Raw genomic sequence first — 19,797 nt, forward strand, 5'->3', positions numbered from 1 at the left:
CCTGTCACTCCCCATATCCCACATGGTGTCCCCGTCGGCGGTGCCGCATCGGCGAAGCGTACCCCGAGTGGGTGGTTTCACGCCGTGCACCCGGGATCGGGGGGCCGGGCAAACCGGCACTCATCCGGCGCGTCTTCCCGCCTTCGCCCGTGCCCGCTTCTCCATGTACATCCGCTGGTCGGCGGAGTGCAGCACTTCGTCCGCGCTCATGCCGCACCCCGCCCAGCCGATTCCGAAACTCGCCCCCACCCGGACGGCCCGGCCATCGACCCTTATGGGAGGAATGATGGCATTTCGCAGCCGGACGGCAAGATCCTCCGCGTCGGCGAGGGCCAGCCCGTCCGCGAGGACGACGAACTCGTCGCCGCCGAGCCGGGCGACCGTGTCGCCCTCCCGCACGCCGTTGCTCAGCCGCCGGGCGACCTCTATCAGCACCGCGTCGCCCGTGTGGTGCCCGAACCGGTCGTTGATCAGCTTGAAGCCGTCGAGGTCGCAGAAGAGGACGGCCAGGCCCTTGGTGCCGTCGTCGGCGTCCTCGTCCGGGGCGATCGCGTGCTCGTGGTGGTCGTAGGCGTGACCGTGGCCGTGGCCGTAGCCGACGGAGATGCCCGGGCCGCCGCCGTAGTCCTCGGGCGGGAAGTCCGGCGCGTAGTCGGGCCCGGTGTCGGAGCCGAAGCCGTGGCCGTGGCCACCGGCGGCAGCCGGAAGGCCGCCCACGGCGCCCACACCGCCCGCGGGCAGCGCCTCCGGCACATACGCCGCGCTCTCCACGCTCGCGACCTCCGCGAAGCCGTCGAGCGCCCCGTACGGGCCGGCGGCCGCCGCCGCGTGGGTCTCGCTGCCGGGCGGGCGACCGCAGAGGCGGCTGCTGAGGCGGGCGCGGAGCTCGGCGCTGTTGGGCAGGCCGGTCAGGGAGTCGTGGCTGGCGCGGTGGGCGAGCTGGAGCTCGTGCCGCTTGCGCTCCTCGATGTCCTCCACATGGGTGAGCAGGAAGCGCGGGCCGTCGGCGGCGTCGGCCACGACCGAGTTGCGCAGCGAGACCCAGACGAACGTGCCGTCGCGCCGCGCCAGCCGCAGCTCGGCGCGGCCGCCCTCGGCGGAGGTGCGGAGCAGGGTGCCTATGTCCTCGGGGTGGACGAGGTCGGCGAAGGAGTAGCGGCGCATCTGCGAGGCGGAGCGGCCGAGCAGCCGGCACAGCGCGTCGTTGGTGCGGTGGAGGCGACCGTGCTGGTCGCCGCCCATCTCGGCGATCGCCATCCCGCTCGGCGCATACTCGAACGCCTGCCGGAAGCTCTCCTCGCTGGCACGCAGCGCCTGCTGTTCCCGTTCGAGCCGGACCAGAGCGCGCTGCATATTTGCGCGTAGACGAGCGTTACTGATCGCAATCGCCGCTTGCGACGCATACATCTGAAGAGCCTCTCGGCCCCATGCGCCGGGTCTACGGCCATTGCTCGGTTTGTCCACGGAAATGACGCCGAGCAGCTCGCCGCCGGAGGGGCCCGTGGAGTACATCGGGGCGAAGAGCCGGTCCATCGGGTGCCACTCGTCCGCGAAGCGCGGCGCGGGCCCGGCGGTGTGCCACTGGGGGACGTCGTCGTCGTCGAGGATCCAGCCCTCGGTGTACGGGATGAAGCGCAGATCGCCCCACTCGTCGCCCATCGCCAGCCGCCGCTCCCATGACACGCGCGAGCCGACACGCCCCGCCATCAGGGCCTCCGCGCTGGCGCTCCCGGCCACGGCGGCGACGACCAGGTCACCGTCCGGGCGGACGAGGTTGACGGCGGAGAGCTCGTAGCCGAGCCCGGACACGACACCGTCGGCGACGGTCTGCAAGGTGTCCGCGAGGCTGCGCGCGGTATTCAGGTCCGCGATCGCCCGATGGACCTGTTTCAGTGTGGCCAGGCGGACGTACGGCTCCGACTCGGTCTCCATAGCTCGCTCTCCCCCGAGACCTCGACAGCAAACTCCAGGCTTCTTGTTCGTCCGATTACCCGGCCACTGAATCACAGCGAGCTGACCACCCGGTACACAGGGTCAACAATTAGCACCCTCTGTGACTCATGTCACAGGTGGCGTTGAAGTCGCGCCTCTGGCGTTCGAGCGCGCTCTTATGCTTAATGAACGCAAATTCGAGGGCCCGGAAAAGACACGAACGGACATGATCAGATCTCTTCCGGACCGATTCCCACGCGGATGCACGCGGATACCCACCGACGCACGCGGACGTACGCGCACAGGCTCTCAGGACCTAGGACCGGACCGGAACCCCGATCGGTCCCCCGGCCCGATGCGTCTCATCCCCCGGGACGGCTAGCGTTCGAGGCGTGTTGCAGACGACTTCGCCCACCGAGACCGGCATAGCCCATCCTGTTGGAGTGACCGCCGAGCCCGACACCCACCACGAGGGCCGCCCCGAGGGGGTGGCCGCCGACGAATTCCGCGCCGCCCTGACCCGGCTGGCGGCCGGAGTCGTGCTGGTGACCGCGCACGACCCGGAGGACGGCCCCCGCGGCGAGGACGTCGGCATGACGGCCACCGCCTTCGTGTCCGTCTCCCTGGAACCGCCCCTGGTGATGGTGAGCGTCCGCAACGGCTCCCGCATGGACGACCTGCTGGAGCGGCAGCCCCTGTGGGCGGTATCCGTGCTCGCCGAGGGCCAGCGCCCCATCGCGGGCCGCTTCGCCATGAAGGGCCGCGTCAGCGACCGGCTCCTCTTCGCGGACGTCCCCCACGAGCGCGGCGCGATCAGCGGCGCCCTTCTGATCGAGGGCGCCCTGGCGGTCCTCGAATGCCGCACCGAGCAGCGCGTGGTGGCCGGGGACCACACGCTCGTCATCGGCCGGGTGCTCCGGGCGGCCACACCCGCCACGGAGAGCGGCCCGCTCGCGTACTTCCGAGGGCGCTACCGCCACCTGGACTGACCGCGATTGGCACTGATCGCCGTCAGTGCCAATCGCGCCCGGAACGCCCCTTTTTGGTGTCGGCGCGCTGCTTCTTCTCGCGCAGCCGCCGCTCGTTGATGCCACGCGGGATCTTCGTGGCCCGTCGCGGCTTGGGCGGCGGCGCGCTCGCCTCGGCCAGCAGCGCCGCCAGCCGCACGGCGGCCGTCTCGCGGTTCCGCCACTGCGAGCGGTGCTCGGAGGCCCGTACCGTCACGACGCCGTCGGCGAGCCGGCCCGCGAGCCGCTCCAGCGCGCGCTCCTTCCACACCTCGGGCAGCGCGTTCGTCGCCGCGAGGTCGAAGCGCAGCTCGACCTGGCTGTCGCTCGTGTTGACGTGCTGCCCGCCCGGCCCGGAGGAACGCGAGAAGCGCCACATGAGCTCGGCCTCGGGGAGGGAGACGGAGCCGCGGATGACGTGGGGACCGGACATGCGTCCATGTTCCCCCGACGGACGCGGACACGTCACCTCTTTTTGCGCGGGCCGGGCCGACCACCGGGTCGCCGTCAGGAACCGGCAAAGAAAGTAAAGCGGAATGGAACCCCGGGTCCCCCACATGGCGTTATCAGGGGTGAGACGGCGGCCTGGAGAGCGCCGCGAGTCGACATAGAAGCAGAAAGGGACCCATCCCATGGCTGTAAGCCTGTCCAAGGGCGGCAACGTCTCCCTCACCAAGGAGGCCCCGGGCCTGACGGCCGTCACGGTCGGCCTCGGCTGGGACGTCCGCACCACCACCGGCACCGACTTCGACCTCGACGCCAGCGCCATCGCCGTGAACGCGGGCGGCCGGGTCTACTCCGACGGCCACTTCGTCTTCTTCAACAACAAGTCGACGCCGGACCAGACCATCGTCCACACCGGCGACAACACCACGGGCCAGGGCGAGGGCGACGACGAGCAGATCAATGTGAACCTGGCGGCCCTCCCGGCCGACATCACCAAGATCGTCTTCCCGGTCTCCATCTACGACGCCGCGGCCCGCTCGCAGAACTTCGGCCAGGTCCGCAACGCCTACATCCGCATCGTCAACCAGGCCGGCGGCGCCGAGATCGCCCGCTACGACCTCAGCGAGGACGCGGCCACCGAGACGGCCATGGTCTTCGGCGAGCTCTACCGCAACGGCGCCGAGTGGAAGTTCCGCGCTGTCGGCCAGGGCTACGCGTCCGGCCTCGTCGGCATCGCCCAGGACTTCGGCGTCAACGTCTGACGGCTGACGGCTGACGACCGACGCCGGAGGGCCGCCTCATCCCCGCGAGGGGAGGGGCGGCCCTCCGCACATCCGCTTCAGTACGCGACTTCAGTACGCGGCACTTCAGTACGCGACCGTGAACCGGGCCCGCCGGTGTCCGGGCCGCTCGGCCTCGTCCAGCAGGGCCACGGCCAGGTCTTCCATGGAGACGGCCGACCTCCCGTCACCGTCGACGAGCAGTTCGTCGCGGCCCAGCCGGTAGGCGCCCGTCCGCTCGCCCGGCTCCAGCAGCGCCGGCGGGCTCAGATACGTCCAGTCCACGTCCGCGCCGGCGGCACGGACGGCGGCCAGTTGCTCGACGCAGGCCACCGCGATGGGCCGCCACGACTCGGGGACGTACGCCGGGTCGTCGACGACGAGGGTACGGCCGTCCGTGCCCGGCACGGAGAGGTTCCCCGCGCCGCCGACGAGCAGCAGCCGGGTCCCGGCTTCCGCGACGCCGGCCAGCAGGGCCTCCGCCATGGCGGCGAGCTCGCCCTCCTGCCCCGGGGCGGGCCGGGTGGCGCCGATGACCACGTCCTGCCCGGCGCTCAAGGCAGCGACATCCTCAGCGTTTCCCGCATCACCGACGCGTATTTCCGCTGCCTCGGGCAGCCCCACCGCCCGCCCCCGGGCCGGATCGCGGACGACGGCGGTGACGGCATGCCCCCGGGCCAGGGCCTCGGCGACGACGCGGCGTCCGACGTTCCCGGCCGCGCCGATGACGGTGATGCGCAGGGTCTTTCCCATGACTTTCAGATCCTCCGAGCGAGTTGACGGGGTTTGAACTGTGCTTGCGCCAGAACCAGGGCGCCCAGGACGACCAACCCGCCCAGCCCCTGCGCGACGGTGAGGGACTGACCGAGCGCGAGCCAGCCGACCGCCGTGGCGACGACGGGGCTCAGCAGCCCGAGGAAGGTGACGTCCGTGGCGGGCAGCGCCTGTATCCCCCGGAACCACAGCACGTAGGCGAACGCGGAGCCGACGACGGCCAGATAGCCGTACCCGGCGATGTTCCCCGCGGTGAGCGACGTGGGCGGCGCGCCTTCCACGACGAGGGCGACCGGGACCAGCAGCACGCCTCCGGCGACGAGCTGCCAGCCCGTCGCGGCGAGCGGCGACACGTCCGAGGCCCAGCGCTTGCTGAGCACGACGCCGGTGGCCATCACCACCGCGCCGCCGACCGCGGCCGCCACCCCGATCCCGTCGAGCCGGGCGTCGGCCCGCAGGACGAGCATGCTGACGCCGGCCACGCCCACCGCGCCGGCGATCACCGTGCGCGGAGTGAGCCGCTCCCCCAGCAGTCCGGTGGAGAGCCCGGCGGCCAGCAGGGGCTGCACCGCCCCGATGGTGGCGGCGACCCCGCCGGGCAGCCGGTACGCGGCGACGAACAGCAGCGCGAAGAACGCCCCGATGTTGAGCGTCCCCAGCACCAGCGCCCGCCACCACCACACGCCCTTCGGCAGCCTCCGGGTCACGGCCACCAGGACGAGCCCCGCCGGCAGCGCCCGCACGACCGCCGCCAGCAGCGGGCGGCCGGGCGGCAGGAACTCGGTGGTGACGGCGTAGGTGGTGCCCCAGATGGCGGGCGCCAGAGCGGTGAGGAACACGATCCCGATCCGATTGCTTAGCACTAAGCCAATATAACTCAGCACTAAGCTATCGGTGAGTGATCTACCTCACCGCTAAGGCATTGCTAGGCTGGGGTCGTGGCAGATCACGTAGACCGAGTACTGGAACAGTGGGCACGCGAGCGGCCCGACCTGGACCCCTCCCCCATGGCCGTGATCGGCCGCCTGAACCGGCTGCACCAGCTGGTCGGCACCGAGCTCCGGCGCACGTTCGCCGCGCACGACCTGGACGGCGCCTCCTTCGACGTCCTCGCCACCCTCCGCCGCAACGGCCCCCCGCACCGCCTCACCCCGGCCGAGCTGATGCGCTCGTCGATGGTCACCTCCGGCGCCATCACCCAGCGCCTCGACCGCCTGGAGGCCCGCGGCCTCGTCACCCGCACCCGCAGCGACCACGACGGCCGCAGCGTCGTCGTCTCCCTCACGGACGAGGGCCGCGCCCTCATCGACCGCGCCCTCCCGGACCACGTCGCCACGGAGGAACGCGTCCTGGCGGCCCTGAGCCCGGCCGAACGGGAGGCGCTGACGGGATCGCTGCGGGTCCTGCTGGAGTCGCTGGGCGACAGGACGGGGTGAAACGCGACAAGCCCCGGGCTCAGCCCAGCCGCGCGTCCGCGTAGACAACCATCGCGTCACGCTGGTAGACGGCCAGCCCCTCGGCGATCCTGTCGAAGTTCGCGCGGAACCTCGGGTCGTCGACGTAGGTCTGCCCCACCCCCTTGTACGCGCACGCGTTCGGGGTCCAGAAGCCGCACACGCCCTGGTAGTGGACCTCCACCTCGGCCTGTACCGCCGGGTCGGCGACCGGGACGCCGGCCACCATGAACTCCGCCATGCGGATCATCCGCGACGTCACCTCCCGCTGCCACCGCTCCGTGTCCTCGGCGGTCATCGCCTCGACGGCCTGCCGGGACTGCTCCCACTGCCGCGGCCACCGCTCCCGCACCTCCGCCTCGATCTCGGCGGCCTCGATCTCGGTGTCGGCGGTGCCGAAGCCCTCGAACAGGTTCTCCGGACGGTTGATCTTCGTCATGCCGTTGTCGTCCTTTCCCTCCTCCAGTTCGGCGATGGTGCGGCCGACGGTGCGGACGAGCGTCTCCAGGCGGTCGCGTTCGCCCAGCAGGCGCGCGTAGTGCTCGCGGAGCGCGGCCAGCCGGTCGACCTGGCTGTCCAGGACCGCCTGGATCTCGCGCAGCCCCAGGCCCAGCTCCCGCATCAGGAGGATCTGCTGCAAGCGCAGCAGATCGACCTCCTCGTAGTGGCGGAGCCCACCGCTGCCGGTCCACGCGGGCGGCAGCAGCCCGATCTCGTCGTAGTGCCGCAGCGTCCGGGACGTCACCCCGGACATCCGGGCCACATCCGCGATCGACCAGGCCATCCGTCTCAGCCTTCCCTCACCGGGCCGGTCCTTCCGGCCCTGGGGAAGACCGTAGGTGTTGACGCAACGGCAACCGCAAGCCCGTCCGCACGGCCCCCCGCCCCTGGGATGCGGCGCGGCCGGAACGCGGCGATCCTGAAGGCGTCAGGCGTTCCGTAAGGAGGACAACCATGTCCATGCTCGACAAGCTCAAGAGCATGCTCAAGGGTCATGAGGACGCGGCCCGGCAGGGCGTCGAGAAGGCCGGTGACGCGTTCGACGCGAAGACGCAGAACAAGTACCAGAGCCAGACCGACACCGTTCAGCAGAAGCTCAACGAACAGCTCGGCACCCGGGAACAGAAGCCGGACGACCAGCCGTAGCCCCGGTCGGCCCCCTCACCACAACCTGTCGGTCTCACCCGGGTAGAGCCCGATCCGGGCGTCCCGGAACGAAGCGGCGCCCCGTCGCCCCCGCTCGGTGAAGAAGTCCGCCATCGTGACCTTGCCGAACCCCGGGCGGTCGCTGGGGAAGGGGGCCTCGGGGGTGCCCCCGACGAGCACGGCGCCCTCCAGTACGTGCCAGCCGGCCCCTTCGTAGAAGCCCTGCAAGGGGCGGTCGCAGGTGAAGATTCCAAGGTCCGCACCGCTTTTCGCGATGATTTCACGGGCGGCAGCCACGAGCTGCCGCCCGTGTCCTTTGCCCTGGTGCGCCTCGGCCGTGACGACCGAACTCAGGCCCGCCGCCCGGTAACGGACGCCTTCGTGCTCGATGTCCTTCGACAGGACGTCGAGCACCGCCGTGACTTCACCATCCGGCGTTACCAGCAGTATCGTCAGCGGATTCAACGCGGGGTCGTGCGGGATTCCCCCCAGCCCGGGCCATGCTTCTTCGCGCAACGCGTGTGCCTGTACACGGAATTGCTTCGGAACGTAGTCCTCCGCGCACATTCCGATATCCATTCCCGCCACCCCTTTCGCTCTGTTCAACCGCCCTTCCTCACCAGTTGAACACATCGCGTTCGGCCCCCAACTCACCGCATAGCGGATCCAATCCACCGCTCAGCGTTTACCAACAGATCAAATCCTTGTTGCGCCCCTGTCAATCTCTGGCCATCGATGGCACGCTCTCCTCAATTCGCTCCTGCACCACTCCTGACGCAACGGTGCGGCCCTCGCTCGGGCTGCCCGTAACCCCCCTCTTAGGAGATCGAGTTGAGAAGCAACACCGCCACTCCCCGCAAGAACTCCCTGCGTGCCGCCGCACTTGTCGCCTCCGCCGCCATGGTGGTCATCGGCGTGCAGTCGGGTTCCGCGAACGCTTCGGCCGACAAGGCCCAGGGCGGGCAGCAGTTGGCGCTGTCGGCCGGGCAGCGGGCCTCCGCGGTTCAGGAGGCACAGAGCGGGGCGGCCTCGACCGCCGCCAAGATCGGCCTGGACGCCGACAAGGAGAAGCTGGTCGTCCGTGACGTCGTGAAGGACGCCGACGGCACCGTGCACACGCGCTACGAGCGCACGTACGAGGGTCTGCCGGTGCTCGGCGGCGACCTGGTGGTGCATCAGAAGAAGAGCGGCGCCCGCGACGTCACCAAGGCGACCGACGCCAAGATAGCCGTGCCCAGCACCACGCCCGCCCTCGCGCCGGCCGCCGCCAAGAAGAGCGCGCTGAGCGTCGCCGCGAGCGAGAAGACCTCGAAGGCCGACGCCGACCGCGCGCCGCGCAAGGTCATCTGGGCCGCGCAGGGCAAGCCGGTCCTGGCGTACGAAACCGTGGTCACCGGCGTCCAGAAGGACGGCACGCCCAGCAAGCTGCACGTGATCACCGACGCGAACACCGGTGAGAAGCTGTTCCAGGACGAGGCCATCGAGACCGGCACCGGGACCAGCACCTACAGCGGAAAGGTTTCGCTGAGCACCACCAAGTCGGGCTCCGGCTACTCGCTCACCGACGGCGACCGCGGCGGCCACAAGACGTACGACCTCAACCAGGGCACCTCGGGCACCGGCGCGCTCTTCACCAACGCCACCGACGTATGGGGCGGCGGCCGGCAGACCGCGGGCGTCGACGCCCACTACGGCGCGGCCGTCACCTGGGACTTCTACAAGAACGTCCTCGGCCGCAGCGGCATCAAGGGCGACGGCAAGGGCGCCTACTCCCGCGTCCACTACGGCAGCGGCTACGTCAACGCCTTCTGGGACGACGAGTGCTTCTGCATGACCTACGGCGACGGCGAGAACGACTCCCACCCGCTGACCGCGCTCGACGTGGCCGCCCACGAGATGAGCCACGGCGTCACCTCCGCCACCGCCAACCTGCGCTACAGCGGTGAGTCCGGCGGTCTGAACGAGGCCACCTCCGACATCTTCGGCACCGCCGCCGAGTTCTACGCCAACAACGCCACCGACCCGGGCGACTACCTCATCGGCGAGAAGATCGACATCAATGGCGACGGCACCCCGCTGCGCTACATGGACAAGCCGAGCAAGGACGGCCGCTCCAAGGACTACTGGTCGTCCTCCATCGGCAACGTGGACGTCCACTACTCCTCCGGCCCCGCCAACCACTTCTACTACCTGCTGTCCGAGGGCAGCGGTAGCAAGGTCATCGGCGGTGTGAGCTACAACAGCCCCACCTCCAACAACTCCAAGATCACGGGTATCGGCCGGGACAAGGCCACCAAGATCTGGTACAAGGCCCTGACCACGTACTTCACCTCCACCACCAACTACAAGGCCGCCCGCACCGCCACCCTCAAGGCCACCGCGGACCTCTACGGCGCCACCAGCAACGAGTACAAGACGGTCGCCGCCACCTGGACCGCGATCAACGTGAAGTAGCCCCCACCGCTACGCCCCCACGGGTACACCCCCCTCGGTGCCCCCGTCGCCCCTGTGGCGGCGGGGGCACGCCCGTCGTACGCACCCGCCCGGCATACGTACCATCGAAGCGTGATCGACCTCGGCTACTCCCTCTCCCGCCGCTTCCCGGACCCCCCGCAGACGGACTACCGCACCGCCGACGTGCACGCGCTGCGGCACGACCTGTTCTGCGGCGACGTCTATCTGGCCGACGTCAAGGAGGACCGGGAACTGTCCACAGCCTGGGGATGGGTGCCGGTGCTCGACTTCGCCTGGGCGCTGTGCGACACCATGGAGAAGATCGACCGCGACCCCCGGGGCAGCCGTTCGGCGGAGACGCAGTTCGCCGAGCTGGACTTCACCGAGTCCACCGACTGCCTGGTCTTCGAGCGCCGCTTCGGCTGGGTGGAGGTCACGGCCGACTGGGCTCCGGACGACCCGCCGCTGACCTTCGACCACAAGGCCCTGCGCCGTGAAGCCCGCGATTTCCTCCACGACCTGATCGCGGATCTGGCGGACATGCATGAGGGACTCGCCGACAACCCCGTCGTCTGGGACCTCCAGAGCCGCTTCCCCCGGGTCTGAACCCGGGCCTGAGCCCCGGCCTGAGCCCGGGCCTGAGCCCGGGCCTGAGCCCTGGGCGCCGCCACCCCTTGACCTCAATCCTGCTTGAGGTTGAAGACTCGGGACCGTCCCCGTGACGATCTTCGAGGAGAGCGCCATGCACGCCGTCCGTCTGCACGCCTTCGGCCCCGCCGAGAACCTGCGCCACGAGCGCACCGAGGACCCCGTTCCCGGCCCCGGCCAGGTCCGGGTGGCCGTGGCGGCCGCGGGCGTCCACCTCGTCGACACCAGTCAGCGCGCCGGGGACCCCGGCAACCCGTACGGCCTGCCCGGGCTGCCGGCCGTCCCCGGCCGTGAGGTCGCGGGCACCGTCGACGCCCTCGGCGAGGGCACCGACCCCCGCTGGCTCGGCCGGCGCGTCGTCGCCCACCTGGGCCGTACCGCCTCCGGCGGCGGCTACGCGGAGCTGGCCGTCGTCGACGCCGCCAGACTCCACGAGCTGCCGGACGGGCTCGCCGAGGACCACGCCATCGCCATGATCGGTACGGGCCGCACCGCGCTCGGCATCCTGGGCTTCACCGAGCTGGGCGAGGACGACGTCGTGGTCGTGACGGCCGCGGCGGGCGGCATCGGCTCGCTGCTCGTGCAGTACGCCAGGAACGCGGGCGCCACCGTCGTGGGGCTGGCCGGCGGACCGGACAAGGTCGCGCACGTCGGCGCGCTGGGCGCCGACATCGCCCTCGACTACAAGGACCCCGAGTGGGCCGAGCGGGCCCGTACGGCGCTGTGGGGGCGCGCCGCCACGGTCGTGTTCGACGGCGTCGGCGGCCCGGCCGCCCTGGCCGCGATCGATCTGCTGGCGCCCGGCGGGCTCCACCTGGTCTTCGGCTGGTCCGCGCACGGCACGGTCGGCGGCGGACCGCAGGCCCTCGACCCGGCCCGGCTCGCCGAGCGTGGCATCACCTCACGGAGCGTGCTCGGCCCGCCCATGCTGGAACGGTTCGGCGGGGGTGAGACCGGGCTGCGGCGGCTGGAGGAGCTGTCCCTGGCGGAGGCCGCGGCGGGGCGCGTCGTACCGGCCGTGCAGCGCTTCCCGCTCGCCGAGGCCGCGGCCGCCCACCGGGCGCTGGAGACGCGCGGCACGATCGGCAAGGTCGTGCTCGTCCCCTGAGCCTCCTGTTCCGGGATACGCCGAAATGCGGCGAACAGGTGGACGATTACCCGTCGAGGGGCGTATGTCACCCGCCAGGCCTAGGCTGGATTGCGAGCTTCTGCACGTCGCGCACGGCGCGTAAGCACGCGAGAGCGGGTACCCATGAGCTCGAACGAGCCCCCCATAGCCGGTTCCGAGGCCCCTGAAGAAGCCGACTCCGACCCCCGCCGCTGGTGGGGGCTGGTGGTGATCGCACTGGCGCAGCTGATGGTCGTCCTCGACGCGACCATCGTGAACATCGCCCTCCCCTCGGCCCAGCGTGAGCTCGGGATGACCGACGCCCACCGGCAGTGGGTCATCACCGCCTACTCCCTCGCCTTCGGTGGGCTCCTGCTGCTCGGGGGCAGGATCGCCGACCGTGTCGGGCGCAAACGCACCTTCACCCTGGGGCTCGTCGGTTTCGCGGTCGCCTCCGCGCTCGGCGGCGCCGCGCACAGTCAGGGCACGCTCTACGCGGCCCGCGCCCTTCAGGGCGTCTTCGCGGCGGTGCTGGCGCCCTCGGCGCTGTCGCTGCTGACGACGACGTTCACGGATCCGCGCGAGCGCGGCAAGGCGTTCGGGATCTACGGCGCCATCGCGGGCGGCGGCGCCGCCATCGGTCTGATCACCGGCGGTCTGCTGACGGAGTACCTGGACTGGCGCTGGTGCCTGTACGTCAACGTACCGATCGCCCTGGTCGCGCTGCTCGGGGCGGCCTGGCTGCTGCGTGACCACCGGCCGCTCCCCGCCGACCGGCCGAGCCTCGACCTGCCCGGGGTGCTGCTGGGCTGCGGCGGGCTCGTGGCCGTCGTGTACGCGTGCAGCGAGGCCGAACCGCACGGCTGGTCCAGCCCGTTGGTCCTCGGCCTGCTGTGCGGCGGAGTGGTGCTGCTGGCGGCCTTCGCCCGGTGGCAGACGCGGGCACGCAGCCCGCTGCTGCCGCCGCGCGTCATCGGTGACCGCAACCGGGGCGGCGCGGTCATGACGATGGCGCTGGCGGTCGTGGGGATGTTCGGGATGTTTCTGTTCATGACCTACTACATGCAGGTCGTGCTCGGATACTCCCCGCTCCGGACCGGGCTGGCCTTTCTGCCGCTGACGGGCGCGATCGTACTGGCCTCGACGCAGATCTCGGCGCGGCTGATGACCCGGCTGCCGCCCCGGCTGCTGATGGTGCCGGGTGCCCTGCTGGCGGCGACGGGGCTGTTCCTGCTGACGTTCCTGACCGCCGAGCCGGCCTACGCCTCGCACGTCCTGCCCTCCGAGATCCTCGTCGGCCTCGGCATGGGCCTGATCTTCATGCCGGTCGTCAACGTCGCCACGTCCGGGGTGGCGCCGCGCGACTCCGGCGTCGCCTCGGCGACGGTGAACACCGCGCAGCAGGTGGGGGGTTCGATCGGGACGGCGTTGCTCAATACGATCGCGACGTCGGTGGCCGTCGAGGCCGGTGTCGTGCACGGCTTCGCCGTCGCCATGGGATGGGGGGCGGGGATCATGCTGATCGCGGCCGTCGTCGCATGGGTGCTCGTCACCGCGCGGGCGCCACGGCACGGACAGACCGCCCGCGCGCCGGCGCACGACTACGACCCGCACCGCATGCGGGTGGTGTGAGACGGCCGAGGGGGCTCCGCCCCCTCGCACCCCCGGCCGGGGCTAGCTCACCACCCGGAGCTCACGCGCCGTGTTGTTCAGCCTCCGCCCCGCGGTCTCCGTGCACACCACGATGTCCTCGATCCGCACCCCGAAACGCCCCGGCAGATAGATCCCCGGCTCGATCGAGAAGCACATCCCCGGTACCAGCGGCAGGTGTTCGCCCTCCACCATGTACGGCGGCTCGTGCGTCGTGACGCCGATGCCGTGCCCCGTGCGGTGGATGAAGTACTCGCCGTAGCCCGCGCGGCGGATGACCTGGCGGGCCACGCGGTCGACGTCCTGGCAGGCCACCCCGGGGCGGACCGCCTCGAACGCCGCCTGCTGGGCCTCGCGCACCAGGTCGTGGACCTTGCGCTCCTCCGCCGTCGGCTCGCCCACGTGCACCGTGCGGGTCGTGTCGGAGCCGTAGCCGTCCTTGAGGCCGCCGAAGTCCAGGACGACCATGTCGCCGTCCTCGATGACCCGGTCGCCCGCCTCGTGGTGGGGGTTGGCCCCGTTGGGGCCCGAGCCGACGATCGTGAAGTCGACCTGGGAGTGGCCGTGTTCCCGCAGCAGCCGGGCGAGGTCGGCGGCCACCTCGCTCTCGCGGCGCCCGGCGAAGCGCAGGCCGGCCACGGTCTCGTACGTGGCGTCCGCGGCCGCCCCGGCGGCGGCGAGCAGCTCGACCTCGTGGGCGTCCTTCACCGCCCGCAGCATCGGGAGGACCTCCGTGAGCGCCCCGAAGCCCGTTCCGGGGGCCGTTCGCTGGAGGGCCAGCAGGTGCAGCGCCCAGGTGGCGTCGGAGACGCCGTAACGGCCGCTCGGGTCGAGGTGCCCGGCGAGGGTGGCGTAGGGGTCCTCGCCGTCGGCCCAACCGGTGATCGTCAACGCGCCCGCGCCCGGTGAGTGTTGGGCGTCGGGCTGCTCCAGCCGGGGCACCACGAGCAGGGGCTTGCGGCCGGGGAGGAGGAGCAGGGCCGTGAGGCGCTCGGTGACGGCCGGGACGCGGTATCCGCAGAGCCAGCCGAGATCGGGGCCCGGGGAGATGATCAGACCGGCCAGGCCCGCCTCGGTGGCGGCCAGGACGGCGCGCTCCATGCGCGCGGCGTAGAAATCGACATCGCTCATGGGGGCAGCGTAATCCGGACGAAGACGTTCGGCCGGGTGACCCCTACCCCACGGGTGAGAGGGCCTCCACCGGCTCTCCTCCTCAGGGTTGAGAGGGTCCGCGGACTTCCCCACCCCAGGGCCGATTTCCCCCTGATTCCCCGGGATTTTGTTGTGGACGGGGAACTCCACTCCCTAGCGTGTTCATGCCTATACCGCACATACGAACACACGTACACGCATGCTGTTAAGTGGTAGTTGAAGGAGCGTCATGTTCCGTCGAGTCGGGCGGTTCGCCGTCCATCGGCCCTGGCTCACGATCGCCGGCTGGATCATCGCGGCCGTGGTACTCGCGATGTTCGCACCCGGTCTGAAGTCCACCACGGACGAGACCGAGTTCCTGCCCTCGCACTATGAATCGGTGCGGGTGGGGAATCTCCAGCAGAAGGCCTTCCCGCAGACCGAACAGCCCGCCGCGATCGCGGTGTTCCAGCGCGCCGACGGCGGCAAGCTGGACGACGCCGACAAGCGCGACGTCATCAAGGTCGCCACCGGGCTCGACGGCAAGCACCACGAGAAGATAGCCAAGGTGGTCACCGACCCCAAGGCCGTCTCCCCCAATGGCGAGGTGGCCCTGGCCAACATCTACGCCACCACCAAGAATTTCAACGACGAGGAACTGCCGCAGTCGGTCAAGAAGCTGCGCGAGGACGCCAAACCGCTGCTGGGCGGCACCCATCTGAAGATGGGCATCACCGGCCAGGCCGCGACCCAGCTCGACGCGAAGGAGTCCTCCAGCGACACCGACGCCATGGTCATGTCGGCGACGTTCCTGCTGATCATCGTGCTGCTGCTGGTCATCTTCCGCAGCCCGCTGATCGCCATCCTGCCCGTCATCATCATCGCTGTCGTCTCGGTGGTCGCCACCGGCCTCATCGGCACCGCCGCCTCGGTGGGCGGGCTGAAGGCCGACAGCTCCATCTCCGCGATCCTGATCGTCGTCCTCTTCGGCGTCGGCACCGACTACATCCTGTTCCTGCTCTTCCGCTACCGCGAGCACCTGCGCCAGGGCCAGGAGCCCAAGGAAGCCCTCGTCGAGGCCGTGGCCCGGGTCGGCGAGACCATCGCCTCGGCCGCCGGGGCCGTCATCGTCGCCTTCCTCGCCCTGCTGCTCTCCACGCTGGGCATGATGCGGGCGATGGGCCCCTCCCTGGCCATCTCCGTGGCCGTCACGCTCGTCGCGGCGCTCACGCTCGTACCCGCCGTCTTCTCCCTCCTCGGGCGCGCGGCGTTCTGGCCGTCGAAGGGCTGGCGCAAGCAGCCGAGGAACCGCTTCGCGAACGGTGTCGGCCGGCTCGTCGCCCACCGCTCCGGCACGGTCGCGGTCCTGTCCACCGCCGTCCTCGCCCTCCTCGCCGTGGGCGCCTTCAGCTTCAAGCCCCAGTTCGACACCAGCAGCCAGATGCCGCAGAAGCTGGAGTCCGTCCAGGCCATGAAGGACCTCCAGCGGGGCTTCTCCGCCGGCCAGTCCGACCCGGCCATGGTCTACCTCAGCGCCACCAACGGCACCCGCCTCGACCGGGCGGCGCTGGAGACCTTCCGCGGGAAGCTCACCGCCGTCGACGGTGTCGGCACGGCCACGCCCGCCGTCGTCAACGGCGACGGCACCGTCGCCCAGTACAGCGTGGTCCTCAAGTACGCGCCCACCTCCGACGAGGCCATCGACCTCGCGGGCGGCAAGCTGCGCGACGCGGCCCACACGGCCGCGCCCGCCGGCACCGAGGCCCTCGTCGGCGGCACCTCCGGCGTCCTCGCCGACATCGAGGACGCCGTGGGCCACGACTACCGGGTCGTCTTCCCCGCCGCCGGACTGGCCATCATGATCATCCTCGGTCTGCTGCTCCGCAGCCTGGTCGCGCCCTGGTACATGATGATCGCCGTGGCCCTCGGCTTCGGCGCCACCCTCGGCTCCACCGTCTGGCTCTTCCAGGACATCAAGGGCGAGCAGGGCCTGCTCTTCATGCTGCCGGTGATCGTCTATCTCTTCGTCGTGGCGATCGGCACCGACTACAACATCCTCATGGTCGCCCGCCTCCGCGAGGAGGTCCGCCGCGGCGTCCCGCCCAAGGAGGCCATCCGCACGGCCGTGGCCCAGTCCACCCCGACCGTCGCCTCCGCCGCGATCATCCTCGCCGGCACCTTCGGCGTGCTGGTCCTCGCCGACAACTCCATGCTCCAGCAGATGGGCTTCGCCGTCGGCTTCGGCATCCTGCTCACCGCCTTCGTGATGGCGATGCTCCTGGTGCCCACCGTCACCTCGCTGCTCGGCCACAAGGCCTGGTGGCCGGGGCACCAGGACTCGCCCCAGGAGACGCCGGCCGGTGCCCCGGCCGTCGACGACCGGGTGATCCACCGGAGCTGAACACCGGGACGACAGGGCAACGGGACACCGGCCCACAACGCACAGAACCGCAGGCCCTCCTCGGAGGGCCTGCGGTTCCGCGTCTCTGCACCGAGCCGCCTGTCGGACTCGAACCGACGACCTTCGCTTTACAAGAGCGGTGCTCTACCAGCTGAGCTAAGGCGGCATGCGAGACGCAGTCTACCCACAACGACTTCGTGGCCCGCCATCTGCTGACAACGGCCCCCGGCCCCGGTAGCGTCACGGGAAACCCAGCCCGATTGGACTGGACCACTCCCTCTACTCGGATCGTCCGGCACGTTCCTGCCGGTGAAGGGATCACACACCATGGCCACGGTCACTTACGACAAAGCCACCCGGATCTACCCGGGATCCGACAAGCCCGCCGTCGACCAGCTCGACATCGCCATCGAGGACGGGGAGTTCCTGGTCCTCGTCGGCCCCTCCGGCTGCGGCAAGTCCACCTCCCTGCGGATGCTGGCGGGGCTCGAGGACGTCAACGGCGGCGCGATCCGCATCGGCGACCGGGACGTCACCCATCTGCCGCCCAAGGACCGGGACATCGCCATGGTGTTCCAGAACTACGCGCTCTACCCGCACATGACCGTGGCCGACAACATGGGCTTCGCCCTGAAGATCGCGGGCGTGCCGAAGGCGGAGATCCGCCAGAAGGTCGAGGACGCCGCGCGCATCCTGGACCTCACCGAGTATCTGGGCCGCAAGCCCAAGGCCCTCTCCGGCGGCCAGCGCCAGCGCGTGGCCATGGGCCGCGCCATCGTCCGCGAGCCGCAGGTCTTCCTCATGGACGAGCCGCTGTCCAACCTCGATGCCAAGCTGCGCGTCCAGACCCGCACCCAGATCGCGAGCCTCCAGCGCCGCCTCGGCATCACCACCGTCTACGTCACCCACGACCAGGTCGAGGCCATGACCATGGGCGACCGGGTCGCGGTGCTCAAGGACGGCCTGCTCCAGCAGATCGACTCCCCGCGCAACATGTACGACCGGCCGGCCAACCTCTTCGTGGCGGGCTTCATCGGCTCCCCCGCCATGAACCTCGTCGAGGTGCCGATCACCGACGGCGGCGTGAAGTTCGGCTCCGACGTCGTGCCCGTGCCCCGCGAGGCGCTGACCACCGCCGCCGACAAGGGCGACCGCACCGTCACCGTGGGCGTCCGCCCCGAGCACTTCGACGTCGTCGAGCGGCCCGACGGCAAGGGCGACGAGCCCGGCGGCGTCGCCGTGACCGTCAACGTCGTCGAGGAGCTCGGCGCCGACGGCTATGTCTACGGCACCGCCGAGGTCGGCGGCGAGCAGAAGGACATCGTGGTCCGCGTCCACGGCCGCCGCGTGCCCGAGAAGGGCTCCGTGCTCCACGTCGTCCCGCGCCCCGGTGAACTGCACGTGTTCTCCACGTCCTCCGGCGAGCGCATCGGCGACTGAGCGTAACCGACGACGCGCACCCCGCGTCCGGGTCCCGAGGGCCCGGGACGCGGGGTGCGCTTCGGCGGCAAATACCCCGGCACACCGCCCATTTCGAGCCCCGTACGTCAACTCAACCGTCATTCTGATAACCATCGACATCCCCCGACCGGGTGACTAAATGGAGCGGTGTCATTACGCCTCGCTACCATCTGCGGCATGAACCAGGCCGCCCGCCGCATCGGCAGAACCCTCGCTCTCGTCCTCCCGGTCGTTCTCGTGCTCTCGGGGACTCTCGCGGTGACCCGCGTTCCCTGGGCGGCGCCGACCGCCGAGTCGCAGGTCCTCACCGCGTCCTCCGACACCGCCTCGACCGTCGCCAAGGCCCGCGCGCCGCACGAGGTGCTCCGCGACAAGCTCCTCCTGGAGCTCCAGGAGAAGAACCCCGGCGTCGCCCTCACGCACCTTCAGGAGGCGGCCGACGGCCGTCCCTCGCTGGCCCAGCACTGCATGGCGATCGCCCGGGCACTGGGCGAGGCCGCGCGCAAGAAGTACGGGGAGCGCAAGGCCCAGTCCTTCTCCCGCCCCGTCTGCGACACGGCCTTCGCCGCCGGCGTCCAGAGCCACTGACCGCTCCCACCGCCGGCCGCACCTCCACGCGCGGCACCGCATATCGTGCGGAGCATGACCGGCACGCAGCACAGCCCGTTCCCGACCCAAGCCGTGATCCTGGCCGGAGGCCAGGGTTCGCGGCTCCGTCCGTACACCGACGACCGTCCCAAGCCGATGGTCGAGATCCCCGGCACGGGAATCCCGATCATCGGCCATCAACTCGCCTGGCTGGCCGCCGAGGGCGTCACCGACGCCGTGGTCTCGTGCGGCCATTTGGCGCGTGTTCTTGAGGACTGGCTCGCCACGGCCGAACTCCCGCTGCGGGTGACGACGGTCGTCGAGCCCGAACCCCTCGGCCGGGGCGGCGGCCTGCGGCACGCGGCCTCCTCCCTGCCCCGCCCCGACGAGCCCTGGTACGCCACCAACGGCGACATCTGGACCCGGTTCTCGCTGCGCGAGATGGCCGCCTTCCACCATGAGCGGGACGCCACGGCGACGCTCGCGCTGGCCCGGCCACGCATTCCCTGGGGCGCGGTGAAGACCGACGAGTTCGGGCACGTCCTGGACTTCGTCGAGGCACCGCCCTCGCCCTATCTGATCAACGCCGGCGTCTATGTCTTCTCCCCCGCCTTCACGGCCCTGCTGCCCGAGCGCGGCGACCACGAGCGCACCACCTTCCCCCGCCTGGCGCGCGAGCGCCGACTCGCGGGCTTCCCGCTGCCGCAGGGCGCGTACTGGCGGGCGATCGACACGGCGAAGGACCTCGCGGAGGCGGCGAAGGAGCTGGCGCGCTAAACGCTCCGCTTGGACGCGCGATGGTGCGGACTGCGGGCCG

19 protein-coding genes and 1 tRNA gene are annotated in these 19,797 nt (G+C 70.8%); 12 read left to right on the plus strand and 8 right to left on the minus strand.

Annotation, left to right across the window (positions count from 1 at the left end; genetic code table 11):
• Positions 1-120: 120 nt before the first annotated feature.
• Positions 121-1,932: a diguanylate cyclase CdgB gene (cdgB, locus tag AB0E98_RS18045; RefSeq protein WP_361703327.1), complete on the minus strand. Its 1,812-nt coding sequence runs from the start codon at positions 1,930-1,932 to the stop codon at positions 121-123.
• Between the two features lie 425 nt (positions 1,933-2,357).
• Between cdgB and AB0E98_RS18050 the strand changes: the two genes are divergently transcribed.
• A complete protein-coding gene (locus AB0E98_RS18050) occupies positions 2,358-2,921 on the plus strand; it encodes a flavin reductase family protein (protein ID WP_361703649.1) in 564 nt (187 codons plus the stop codon).
• A 22-nt stretch (positions 2,922-2,943) separates the two neighbouring features.
• On the opposite strand, the gene arfB is transcribed toward AB0E98_RS18050, so the two are convergent.
• A complete protein-coding gene (arfB, locus tag AB0E98_RS18055; protein ID WP_361703330.1) occupies positions 2,944-3,372 on the minus strand; it encodes an alternative ribosome rescue aminoacyl-tRNA hydrolase ArfB in 429 nt (142 codons plus the stop codon).
• Between the two features lie 199 nt (positions 3,373-3,571).
• On the opposite strand from arfB, the gene AB0E98_RS18060 reads away from it, so the two are divergent.
• Positions 3,572-4,147, plus strand: a complete 576-nt coding sequence (locus AB0E98_RS18060; RefSeq protein WP_311613763.1) for a TerD family protein — start codon at positions 3,572-3,574, stop codon at positions 4,145-4,147.
• A gap of 105 nt (positions 4,148-4,252) precedes the next feature.
• Here AB0E98_RS18060 and AB0E98_RS18065 read toward each other — a convergent pair whose 3' ends face one another.
• On the minus strand, positions 4,253-4,906 hold the full coding sequence (locus tag AB0E98_RS18065; RefSeq protein ID WP_361703651.1) for an NAD(P)H-binding protein: 654 nt from the start codon (positions 4,904-4,906) through the stop codon (positions 4,253-4,255).
• 17 nt (positions 4,907-4,923) lie between these two features.
• Positions 4,924-5,778, minus strand: a complete 855-nt coding sequence (locus AB0E98_RS18070) for an EamA family transporter (protein WP_361703332.1) — start codon at positions 5,776-5,778, stop codon at positions 4,924-4,926.
• Positions 5,779-5,877: 99 nt separating this feature from the next.
• Between AB0E98_RS18070 and AB0E98_RS18075 the strand changes: the two genes are divergently transcribed.
• On the plus strand, positions 5,878-6,375 hold the full coding sequence (locus AB0E98_RS18075) for a MarR family transcriptional regulator (protein ID WP_361703334.1): 498 nt from the start codon (positions 5,878-5,880) through the stop codon (positions 6,373-6,375).
• 19 nt (positions 6,376-6,394) lie between these two features.
• On the opposite strand, the gene AB0E98_RS18080 is transcribed toward AB0E98_RS18075, so the two are convergent.
• Complete coding sequence (locus AB0E98_RS18080; RefSeq protein WP_361703337.1) at positions 6,395-7,177, minus strand: MerR family transcriptional regulator; 783 nt, start codon at positions 7,175-7,177, stop codon at positions 6,395-6,397.
• Positions 7,178-7,347: 170 nt separating this feature from the next.
• On the opposite strand from AB0E98_RS18080, the gene AB0E98_RS18085 reads away from it, so the two are divergent.
• Entirely contained in the window at positions 7,348-7,539 is a 192-nt protein-coding gene (locus AB0E98_RS18085; protein ID WP_361703340.1) for an antitoxin, read from the plus strand.
• 15 nt (positions 7,540-7,554) lie between these two features.
• On the opposite strand, the gene AB0E98_RS18090 is transcribed toward AB0E98_RS18085, so the two are convergent.
• Positions 7,555-8,118: a GNAT family N-acetyltransferase gene (locus AB0E98_RS18090; protein WP_361703342.1), complete on the minus strand. Its 564-nt coding sequence runs from the start codon at positions 8,116-8,118 to the stop codon at positions 7,555-7,557.
• 252 nt (positions 8,119-8,370) lie between these two features.
• Between AB0E98_RS18090 and AB0E98_RS18095 the strand changes: the two genes are divergently transcribed.
• From AB0E98_RS18095 to AB0E98_RS18110, 4 genes are all read left to right on the plus strand, one after another.
• A complete protein-coding gene (locus AB0E98_RS18095) occupies positions 8,371-9,993 on the plus strand; it encodes a M4 family metallopeptidase (RefSeq protein ID WP_361703344.1) in 1,623 nt (540 codons plus the stop codon).
• Positions 9,994-10,104: 111 nt separating this feature from the next.
• Complete coding sequence (locus AB0E98_RS18100) at positions 10,105-10,599, plus strand: hypothetical protein (RefSeq protein WP_361703345.1); 495 nt, start codon at positions 10,105-10,107, stop codon at positions 10,597-10,599.
• Between the two features lie 136 nt (positions 10,600-10,735).
• Positions 10,736-11,749: a zinc-binding dehydrogenase gene (locus tag AB0E98_RS18105; RefSeq protein ID WP_361703652.1), complete on the plus strand. Its 1,014-nt coding sequence runs from the start codon at positions 10,736-10,738 to the stop codon at positions 11,747-11,749.
• A gap of 144 nt (positions 11,750-11,893) precedes the next feature.
• Complete coding sequence (locus tag AB0E98_RS18110) at positions 11,894-13,381, plus strand: MFS transporter (RefSeq protein WP_361703348.1); 1,488 nt, start codon at positions 11,894-11,896, stop codon at positions 13,379-13,381.
• Positions 13,382-13,423: 42 nt separating this feature from the next.
• On the opposite strand, the gene AB0E98_RS18115 is transcribed toward AB0E98_RS18110, so the two are convergent.
• A complete protein-coding gene (locus tag AB0E98_RS18115; protein ID WP_361703350.1) occupies positions 13,424-14,530 on the minus strand; it encodes an aminopeptidase P family protein in 1,107 nt (368 codons plus the stop codon).
• Between the two features lie 250 nt (positions 14,531-14,780).
• On the opposite strand from AB0E98_RS18115, the gene AB0E98_RS18120 reads away from it, so the two are divergent.
• Positions 14,781-16,931 carry an MMPL family transporter gene (locus tag AB0E98_RS18120; protein WP_361703353.1) on the plus strand — a complete coding sequence of 717 codons (2,151 nt, stop codon included), beginning with the start codon at positions 14,781-14,783 and terminating at the stop codon, positions 16,929-16,931.
• Between the two features lie 93 nt (positions 16,932-17,024).
• Here the strand turns inward: AB0E98_RS18120 and AB0E98_RS18125 are convergent.
• A tRNA-Thr gene (locus AB0E98_RS18125) sits at positions 17,025-17,097 on the minus strand.
• Between the two features lie 161 nt (positions 17,098-17,258).
• Between AB0E98_RS18125 and ugpC the strand changes: the two genes are divergently transcribed.
• The 3 genes from ugpC to AB0E98_RS18140 all read left to right on the plus strand — a co-directional run bounded on the left by ugpC (position 17,259) and on the right by AB0E98_RS18140 (position 19,757).
• Complete coding sequence (ugpC, locus tag AB0E98_RS18130; RefSeq protein ID WP_361703354.1) at positions 17,259-18,371, plus strand: sn-glycerol-3-phosphate ABC transporter ATP-binding protein UgpC; 1,113 nt, start codon at positions 17,259-17,261, stop codon at positions 18,369-18,371.
• Positions 18,372-18,569: 198 nt separating this feature from the next.
• Positions 18,570-18,980 (plus strand): hypothetical protein, encoded by a 411-nt coding sequence (locus tag AB0E98_RS18135; protein WP_311613774.1) that lies wholly within the window; start codon positions 18,570-18,572, stop codon positions 18,978-18,980.
• Between the two features lie 54 nt (positions 18,981-19,034).
• A complete protein-coding gene (locus AB0E98_RS18140) occupies positions 19,035-19,757 on the plus strand; it encodes a nucleotidyltransferase family protein (RefSeq protein WP_361703357.1) in 723 nt (240 codons plus the stop codon).
• Positions 19,758-19,797 lie beyond the last annotated feature (40 nt).

The organism is Streptomyces sp. NPDC037389, assembly GCF_040636475.1.
GTDB lineage: Bacteria > Actinomycetota > Actinomycetes > Streptomycetales > Streptomycetaceae > Streptomyces > Streptomyces hesseae.

What these genes read in the sequence shown, in the direction of transcription:
- cdgB (WP_361703327.1), bottom strand. Translation starts at nt 1,932, where the DNA reads ATGGAGACCGAGTCGGAGCCGTACGTCCGCCTGGCCACACTGAAACAG.
- arfB (WP_361703330.1), bottom strand. Translation starts at nt 3,372, where the DNA reads ATGTCCGGTCCCCACGTCATCCGCGGCTCCGTCTCCCTCCCCGAGGCC.
- AB0E98_RS18060 (WP_311613763.1), top strand. Translation starts at nt 3,572, where the DNA reads ATGGCTGTAAGCCTGTCCAAGGGCGGCAACGTCTCCCTCACCAAGGAG.
- AB0E98_RS18080 (WP_361703337.1), bottom strand. Translation starts at nt 7,177, where the DNA reads ATGGCCTGGTCGATCGCGGATGTGGCCCGGATGTCCGGGGTGACGTCC.
- AB0E98_RS18085 (WP_361703340.1), top strand. Translation starts at nt 7,348, where the DNA reads ATGTCCATGCTCGACAAGCTCAAGAGCATGCTCAAGGGTCATGAGGAC.
- AB0E98_RS18090 (WP_361703342.1), bottom strand. Translation starts at nt 8,118, where the DNA reads ATGGATATCGGAATGTGCGCGGAGGACTACGTTCCGAAGCAATTCCGT.
- AB0E98_RS18105 (WP_361703652.1), top strand. Translation starts at nt 10,736, where the DNA reads ATGCACGCCGTCCGTCTGCACGCCTTCGGCCCCGCCGAGAACCTGCGC.
- AB0E98_RS18110 (WP_361703348.1), top strand. Translation starts at nt 11,894, where the DNA reads ATGAGCTCGAACGAGCCCCCCATAGCCGGTTCCGAGGCCCCTGAAGAA.
- AB0E98_RS18115 (WP_361703350.1), bottom strand. Translation starts at nt 14,530, where the DNA reads ATGAGCGATGTCGATTTCTACGCCGCGCGCATGGAGCGCGCCGTCCTG.
- AB0E98_RS18120 (WP_361703353.1), top strand. Translation starts at nt 14,781, where the DNA reads ATGTTCCGTCGAGTCGGGCGGTTCGCCGTCCATCGGCCCTGGCTCACG.
- ugpC (WP_361703354.1), top strand. Translation starts at nt 17,259, where the DNA reads ATGGCCACGGTCACTTACGACAAAGCCACCCGGATCTACCCGGGATCC.
- AB0E98_RS18135 (WP_311613774.1), top strand. Translation starts at nt 18,570, where the DNA reads ATGAACCAGGCCGCCCGCCGCATCGGCAGAACCCTCGCTCTCGTCCTC.
- AB0E98_RS18140 (WP_361703357.1), top strand. Translation starts at nt 19,035, where the DNA reads ATGACCGGCACGCAGCACAGCCCGTTCCCGACCCAAGCCGTGATCCTG.